4 protein-coding genes are annotated in these 8,902 nt (G+C 44.9%); 1 reads left to right on the top strand and 3 read right to left on the bottom strand.

The genetic code is table 11. The features are described 5' to 3' along the window. Positions 1-228 precede the first annotated feature (228 nt). Together V1L65_RS27665 and V1L65_RS27660 are read right to left on the bottom strand one after the other, a co-directional pair. Positions 229-2,340, bottom strand: a complete 2,112-nt coding sequence (locus V1L65_RS27665; RefSeq protein ID WP_331702565.1) for a methyl-accepting chemotaxis protein — start codon at positions 2,338-2,340, stop codon at positions 229-231. Between the two features lie 131 nt (positions 2,341-2,471). Continuing rightward, complete coding sequence (locus V1L65_RS27660; RefSeq protein ID WP_331702564.1) at positions 2,472-2,954, bottom strand: helix-turn-helix domain-containing protein; 483 nt, start codon at positions 2,952-2,954, stop codon at positions 2,472-2,474. Positions 2,955-3,098: 144 nt separating this feature from the next. On the opposite strand from V1L65_RS27660, the gene V1L65_RS27655 reads away from it, so the two are divergent. Further along, positions 3,099-3,920 carry a sugar phosphate isomerase/epimerase family protein gene (locus tag V1L65_RS27655; RefSeq protein ID WP_331702562.1) on the top strand — a complete coding sequence of 274 codons (822 nt, stop codon included), beginning with the start codon at positions 3,099-3,101 and terminating at the stop codon, positions 3,918-3,920. Positions 3,921-4,020: 100 nt separating this feature from the next. On the opposite strand, the gene V1L65_RS27650 is transcribed toward V1L65_RS27655, so the two are convergent. Then, a complete protein-coding gene (locus V1L65_RS27650) occupies positions 4,021-8,895 on the bottom strand; it encodes an S-layer homology domain-containing protein (protein ID WP_331702561.1) in 4,875 nt (1,624 codons plus the stop codon). Positions 8,896-8,902: the final 7 nt, after the last annotated feature.

Raw genomic sequence — 8,902 nt, 5'->3', positions numbered from 1 at the left:
CCGTTAAATGCTCAAATAAGCTAAAATAATCGAAATAGCATCGATAGCAACCGTTAGGCCGATTTGGGCAGTTGATTATAGGGGACGTATTCCTTAGTCCAGTTGCATCATACATTTATGCCTATTTTGGTTTTGCGAAAATTGCGTTATAAATTGTAACATTGATAAAGCCCGCAAAAATAGCCACTTATTAAGTGTTCTATTCTGCGGGCTTTGTTAGGGGCAAATTTAGCTGATTTTGAATTTACTCAGCTTTTCCAACAGCTCCTGCACCATATCGCTTAAGGTAGCCGATGCCGAAGCGATTTCCTCCATCGAAGCTAGCTGCTCCTCGGAAGCTGAAGCTACGCTTTGCGAATTGTCAGTGGCCTCGCCAGCGATGCGGGAAAGCTCATGCGCCGAGGCGTTAACCTGCTGCACGCTCGCATTCATTTGCTCAGACGCTGCTGAAACCTCCTGCATTTGTTCGCCTACGCTTTCCATCTTATCGGTAATCAGCTGGAATAGATCGGCGCTTTCGATAATATGCTGCTCGCTTATCGTTACATCCTCGGAATTTTGCACCATGATTGCAGCGACATTGCTTGTATCTGCTTGAACCCTGGCAATGAGCTGCGCAATTTCCGCAGTCGCTTTCTGAGATTGATCGGCCAGCTTGCGAATCTCAGCTGCAACGACAGAGAAGCCGCGTCCAAACTCGCCTGCCCGAGCCGCTTCAATATTGGCGTTCAAAGCCAGCAAATTAGTTTGACTGCTAATTTGCGAAATCATGCTTACGATGCCACCAATTTCTTTGGAATGCTCCTCCAGCATTTGTATCGCTTTTCCGGCTTCAACGGAAGATCCGAGCACGTCTTTCATTTTCACTTCCGTCTCATGCATTTTAATGTTACCTAGCTTAGTTTGCTCCACAATATCATTTACAAACGATAATACAGATGCGGAAGATTCCGTAACTCTCTCTATACCGGCAGACATCTCATTCATCGCCACTGCTGTCTCGCCTGCATAACGATTTTGCAGCTCCGAGCCTGCGGCAACCTCTTCAATATTTCGAGCGATAGTTTCAGACGCTTTTGATGTCTGATCAGCGCTTGCTGTCAGCTCTTCCGAGGTTGCTCCTACAGACATGGACAGATCAGCTACGAGATGAAACATTCCTCTCAGCTCGCTTGTCATATGATTAAAGCTTTCTGACATTTGTCCAATTTCATCCCTGCTCTTCACTTCCACATGCTGGGTCAAATCTCCCTCGGACATCTTTTGCACACTAGTGACAAAGCGTTTGATTGGCCGAATAATCATTATTCTGGTAAGAATAATTAAAATAACAGCAAGCGCGTACATCGATACGATGCCCATTATAATGAAGAACATTTTACTTTGATTAAAGTCTTTCAGTACTTCCTTCTCAGGTATAACAGCCTCTACGTAAAATTTATTATCAATATCCTCCAGCGTAATAGCTGTGAAGACACTAAGAGCCTGTTCGCCATGCACATTTTCAATATAGCCCGTCATGCCCGTTTCGGAGATCACATTATCCAGCAACTTTGCTTTGTCCTCTTCGTCAGCATACAGCTCCAATATTTTTTCCGGTTGTTCGGAATTGGCGACATATTTGCCTTGTCCAGAAATAACATTAACATATCCGCCCAGCGGCTTAACCTGTGTAGCTTTGCTTTGAAGGGAATCTAATGATATATCGAAGCCAATAACGCCAAGGAACTCATCCTTATCATTAAGAATGGGCACAACGAGCGTGGTCATCGGGATTTCTTCCCCTCTTGGCACATACTTATACGGCTCAATCAGAGCAGGCTCCTTGCCGTTTTTCGATACCAAGTAAAAATCTCCGCTGCCAACCGTTTCATAGTCACGCACCGCCTCAATGCTAAAGCCATCGCCTTCGCGGACAACGTACGGCACCAATCTTCCTGTCTCATCGTGATACGCATTTTTATTTTTGTTTTCGGCATCCTTGCCATCGAAAGCATTAGGCTCCCATACCGAATAAACGCCTAGCAGCTCAGGATGCTCCTGAAGCATCTGCTCTAGCAAGTGAATAACCTCTTCTCTGGAATAAAGCTGCTTCTCGCTTGCATGGCGGAGGACAATAGCCATCGTATCAAGCTCCTGCTTATAGCCATTTAACTCTTCGTAAAATTGTGCGGCAAATGCAGTTGCAGCATATTTAGCCTCCAACTCTCCCTTATCCACGCTTATTGATTTAAGCTGGTTAAGAGTGCTTACTATGATTACTGTAAATACAATGCTTAGCAGTAATATAATTGCTGAAGTCATTTTAATCGTTAAAGACATTCTAAGCTTCTTTTTCATTATGTAGCCCCCACAATTTTCTTATAAGAAATATCGACAAAATTTGTCGAATTGTGAAGTATTGCAGAGGCGTTTTGCAAAAAAAATGTTACTCCATTTTTTCATATCGCGCTTTGATCGTCTTCGCATAATCAGACGGCGTCATGCCGGTTTCTTTTTTTTAAATGGCGAGAAAAATAATGGATACAGCTATAGCCGAGCAAATTGGCAACTTCTGAAATATTATACGTTTCCTCGCGGATATACTTTTTGGCATGCTCAATTTTTGTTTTATTAACATAGGCTATTAATCCGAGCCCAGTTGCTCGCTTAAACATAATATTCGTTTGTGTTTTGCCCAAGTTGATATGGGCGCATAATTCATCGAGTGTAATTTTTTCTGACAAATGCTGCTCAATGTACTGGATAAGCTGATTAACCATATCAGCAGTTTGATTTTCTCTAGTAATCGTTATAAGCGATTGACGTTCCCGATTCCCTGCAGAATTGCGAATTAAAGTAAGCAAAAGCTGCTGCAGGCAAATTTTAAATAGCTGCTCGGAGCCATAAACCTGTTGTTTATTGGAAAGGAGCGGAAACGAGTTGATTTGAAAAGCATTCATGCCTTCATTCATCAATCTGGCTATAATCCATAAAGTATAAATATTCCGGTCAATAATGCAAGCGTTAGTGCAAACAAATTAAAAGATTGGCAAAATCTTTCTGCAAAAAAATAAGTAGAATAGAACATATAAGCAAATAGGGGAGGCAATAAACAAATGGAAATCGGAGTTATTCATAGCTTAAATTCAAATGTGGAAGGCAATATTTTCCAAGCGGTTAGCGACCTCGGCTTTAAAGTGTGCCAGCTAAGCTCCTGGGATATGACACAATGCACAAAAGAAAATGCTGAGCGTGTTGTGAAGGATTCAAAAGAATCCGGCGTGCGCGTATGCGCTGTATGGGCAGGCGTTCCAGGACCAGCCAAGTGGAATTTCACTGAAGGTCCCGTTACGCTCGGACTTGTGCCAGAGCAATATCGCCAAGAACGTATTGCTGCCTTAAAAAGCTGGGCTGACTTCGCAACCTGGATCGGCGCACCTGCTATTATTACACATTGCGGATTCATTCCTGAAAATATGACTGACCCCGAGTATCCAATTGTAGTTGACGCAATCCGTGAAGTAGCGGAATACTGCAATGAGAAAGGATTTGGCTTCTGGTTCGAAACAGGGCAAGAAACGCCTATCGTATTGCTTCGTACGATTCAAAGAATCGGCACGCCAAATCTCGGCATTAATCTTGACCCGGCCAACCTTATTCTATATGGAAAAGGCAATCCAATCGACGCTCTTGATACAATCGGCGCCTATGTAAGCAATATCCATGTCAAAGACGGGCTTTATCCGACTGATGGAGAACAGCTTGGAGAAGAGGTTCGCCCTGGTCTAGGTAAAGTAGATTTTCCAAATTTCATTAAAAAGCTGCAAGAAATCGGCTTTACAGGCGAGTATATTATTGAAAGAGAGATTTCCGGTCCTGAACAAACAGCTGATATTTTGCAGACAACTGCAGATTTGAAGGTTTGGACACAGCATTAATAAATATTCAAAAGGCCTCGGTCCTGATGCAGGACCGAGGCCTTTTTTGAATACTAGGAGAATGTAGACATTGACCCTAATTCGGCGAAAATACAAAAACCTATGTTTTCTTTAACATACGTACGAGAACCGTTGCGGCTTCAGCACGCGATGCTTGCTCCTGTGGAGCAAACAGCTGATTGGCACGTCCAACCATCATACCTGCTTCATATACAGCTGCAACATATTCTCTTGCCCACAATGGAATATGCTGTACATCTTTAAATAGCGGAACGGTATGTGTAGCTGCTGCCAAGTTATTGCTGCGAGCCAGCATGACTGCTAGCTCTGCACGACTGATCAGCGCTTTAGGCCGAAAAGTATCATCGCTGTATCCATGAATGATTCCAGCCTTCACCGCTCCCGCTACAGCCGAAAGCGCCCATTGGCTGATTTCCTGCTTATCGCGAAAGGTCAGCTGCACTTCTTGTCCCTCCAGCTTTAATGCCCTTGCCAGCATAACTGTAAATTCTGCCCTGGTCACTTTAACATCTGGACGAAACGTCTGATCCGGATAGCCTTTTATAATACCAAGCCGCACCGCCTCTTGAATGGCTGTGCTAGCCCAATGCCCTTCCACATCTGTTAATTGAACTTCTTCTGCATCAATAGTTGTACGCTCATTGTTATCTAAATTATGGTTATCCTGTTCACCATTTTCTTTCTCGTTGCTGTTGCCGGTCTGACTGCTATTCTCTCCGTTCTGTCCATTCTCATTATTGTTAGGATTGCCACCCTCGGACACGTCTGCTTCCACTAGCTCCAGCACAAAATAGTCAAGATTCAGCGCACCGCTAATATTGTCCATCCGTATCGTATGCTTGCCAGTCTCCAGTTCAAATAATAGATCCTCGCCGTCTGCCTTTTGCAGCAGGCCATTCCGTCTGTCATTCCAGCCTGGTGTTAGTGGAAAGTGAAATTGCCATTGCGGTCCATCATCCATCTGAAATTCTCGAACGGAATTTAATACAAGCGTCGCATAACGCAACATGACCCGATATTTCCCGCTAGTTGGAATATCAATCTCCCATTCCAGCTGATGCCCTTTGTTATCCCAGCCATAAAAAGCATCTCCAAGCGGATTATTCGTTGTATGTGAGCCTTCCTTAAACGCAACAGTAACTTTTCCGCCTGTTTCCCTAACAAAATCCTCAGCTTCTATCTTTGTTCCTGCAAGCGGAGAATGAATCACTTCAACTTTGCCCGGCAGCAGTGCTTGCTGTTGCTCATTGCCTCCCATTGAAATGCTCGTTGGAGCAGGCAAGGAAGCCGCTCCTTGTATAGTAGCAACGATATATATCTTTTCCGGTTCAGCTGTAAAGCTTATCGTTTGCTCCGTACCTGAATAGGTGAATACCACCTCTGACAACTCATTCTCATCCTGCAATGCCAATTGATAAACTTGATACGACTGCGGTAAACCGCTAATTGCCACCTCGGCAGCTTCACTTCCGTCAAAATCGATGCGCAACGCTTGATCGGCTAATCGTGTCAATTGAATCGTTGATGCGGCAGACAATTGCAACGATAAATCAATTCCGGATATATGAGTCCCATTAACTAATGCAAGCATCTCATCATAAGAAGATATTTCACGATGAATGGATATTTCCCCATCGCTAGTTAATAGCCCCGCTTGCTTCTCTCCTCTTTGCATCCCTGCCATAATCGTGTCTTTGACACCATCCGCAGAAACAATTTGAGCGGCTTGCGCCTCCGGGCTATTCGGATCACTTTGCTGCACAGTAAGCGGAGTAATCGTCCGCTCGCTACTACCCTTCGTGTAAGGCTCCAGCACATTATAGAAAAGTGTATGGCTTTGTCCATCTCGTCTGGCAATTAACATTTCATTAGTAAAATTACCGCTTTTGGAAATACCGCTGCCTTTAATAACCTCGGTTTCCCCTCCAGCCAGCATAGTCGTTCGAAATCCTTTATTCTCCCCCAAATCCCAGCTTGTGCTCCAAGCTTCGTCCGTTGTTCCCTTGGAAATTTCCTTAACATGCTTGTAGCCCATCGAGCTGCCCAATCTGACCTCAGGATTGCTCGCCGCAAGTACCGTACTGCTATGTTCCAGCAAGCCGTTTACAGTTAACGGATAATCATAACGATGAGCTTGTGTGCTTTCAGCTTTAAAAATATCAACGACGTAATCATCAATCTGCACAGCGGTACGCGTAAGGTCCACACCTTGATCAACATATACATTGTGATTTGACGCCTGCAATATTCTGGCAACTGGTCCGATAGACACTGCATTCCGTTCACCGCCCGATGATCTGTCCGGCGCATCCGCTTTCCACTCATCATCACTGTCTGTGTAAGGATATTGCGATTTTTCATCTACGACCAACGTGTTATGCGCCAAAGTATGCTTGGCAAACTCCTTATGCCCGGCTGAACCATAAGTATAGCGTCCCGGGTCAACTAAAATTTGCTTGCCTTGTCCGAATAACACAATACCGAGCTTATCCGCATGGGAATGTCCAACCGATCCAAACGGCGACCATTGCATAGCTAAATTAACAGATTCCATGTAATTCCCAGGCGAACGCAGTATAGCTGCCCCGCTGTCCAGAAATATCGAGCTGCCCAATTTGTTATATCCCTTTTTACTGAAATATCCGTTGCCAATCGTAAAGCTTGCTTCGTCCGGCAGCTGTGGCTGAGCGGAGAATAAGCTGTAATACTGCTCCAAACCGCCATTGGAACGATCATGCCCCAAATAGCGAGACAGCAGCCAGCCGTATTTCTCATCTTCATAATGAGAGTAGCCCATTTCATACATGTTTCGTGCTGTTAAATAGGAATAATCCGAGTCAGCAAACACAGGCCGGGACAAGTCCGGAAACATAAAGTAGAACGGAAAATCCAGCAGTTCCTTTATACTTCTATCCTCTGCTTCCGTGAGCCTTCCCTCAACCATCCGCGGTGCATCACTGCCCTGGTAGGTCATATCCCGCTCGCCGTTAAACATATAGCCGTATAAATCATAGTTGCTGTTGGCGGCTGCTTCTGCCAGATAAATCATATACTCCGTTCTTTCCTCATGGTAAGCCATCGTCTGTTCCCACCAATAGCCATCGTCCAGCAAACCATTAATAATGTTGTATTTTAAACCATAGTTATCCCTGTCAAAAGCTTCATTAAGCAAAGTCTGATCCCGTAATAGAAAGCCAATGACCCCGACAGCCCAGTTTGTTACTCCTTGATTATTCAAACGACCGCGCGGCAATTGTGAAATTCGTTTTGCTCCTGTGCGGAAGACCCCTTCCTCAACACGAGCTCTCTGCTCCTCTGACCAAACACTGCTGTTATATACCAGATCGTATCCCCAGGCAAGCGGAACCAGCATATAACCATCGTCTTTGCTTTGATTGAAAATAAAATCATGTTGTGCGTAATAATCCGCGTATAAAAGCAAAATATGTTGGGCTGCTGCTGCATAGCTCTCATCATTGGTAACAATATAGGCATATGCAAGCAGTCTTGCTGCATCGGTCATCTGCCAGTGCCCGCCATCATTTTTCGGTAGCGGCACCGTCATCCCGCTATAATTTGCTTTGGCTATATCCGCATTGGCTATAATCATATTGCGCATCGTCTGCATCCAGGGGTAATTCGGTATGTCGGCAAGCACTTGATTGATTTTGTCCTGAGTTGTCATCAAATAAGGGTGCTCGGCCTCGGGAGCTGCTTCATCAATAAGCGGCAGAAAAGAATACACCTGTGAAGCTGCCACTGTCGATGTATGACCATCTCCGTCGGTAACGACAGCCGCGTAATATGGCTTATTATATTGTGGAAATTGGGGAACAGGAATAATCCACTCCAGCCGATCCGGTGCTGGCGTTTCAGCTCCTACCATTTCAAGCGCATCTCCAATAGTTAGCTCTGTGATCGGCTGGTCACTGGCATATAGACGCAAGGAAGCCGCACGCTGATCGTTTTCCAATGACCATGTCAACATAATTTCCTGATTAATCGTATAGATGGATTTAAAGCTTTGTACAGGTTGTACGGCTGGCAGCTGTGCGGGTACCGTAACTTGAATGGGATCAGACATGATCCATTCTCCCTCATCTGCTTCAAATTGGACGGTATAGTAGTAATTCTCACCTGACTTCACAGACCGATCATAAAACTGCTGATCCTGAACAGTGCCGACCAATAAGCTGTCCCCCTCTATGAAATCGCTTTCATTACTGCGGTAAATATAATACGTCACTTGTCTTCCGCTGCTTCCAGATAGAAGCGGCATCCATGCAAGCCTTACAGTTCCACTTGCCTGCAGCTCCGCTTCAGCATGAATGAATCCATCAGCTGTGTTATTTACCGGATCATACAATAGCACATCGTCAAACCAAACATGACCGCTTGCCCGGTATAGCATAGGTTCCACCTTAATCATCGTTGTCCCCGCAGGAGTGGTAAAGCTGGTGCTGTAGTAGCGCCACTTTCCGCTATTATCTGCGCTGCCTGTCGCAAGAGAAGAGCCGGTTTGTGTACCTTGGCTATTTAAAAATTGAATGCGCACATAGGCATCGCCCAGAGGATCGCCGCCTGCATCAATATCTTCTGTTTTCATCCAATAGCCGAGCACATAACTTTTTTGACTGCCAACAGCTACTGATTGGTTCAGTACTCCTACACTTCCAGTTTGAGTAGCTGAGATATATAGCGCTTGCTGCCCTTGTTTAGCATCTTCCTCAACAATTGAAACAACCGGGTTGCCAGCAGGGAGCCAAGCTCCCCACTGCGGGACCAATCCTTCCGTTACTTCTGCTTGTTCAAACGAACCGTTCTTCACCAAATTAATAGTATCCGTCTGATTCGCCCATGCCCGATTTGTAAAGCCTGCACCTGACGGAAGCAGTAATATAGCAGCTAACAGAAATAGTGTGATTGATTTAATCCGAAGCATTGATTTCATCATAATTGCA

This window comes from Paenibacillus sp. IITD108 (assembly GCF_036541265.1).
GTDB lineage: Bacteria > Bacillota > Bacilli > Paenibacillales > Paenibacillaceae > Pristimantibacillus.
This window is presented reverse-complemented; position numbering and strand designations above follow the sequence as displayed.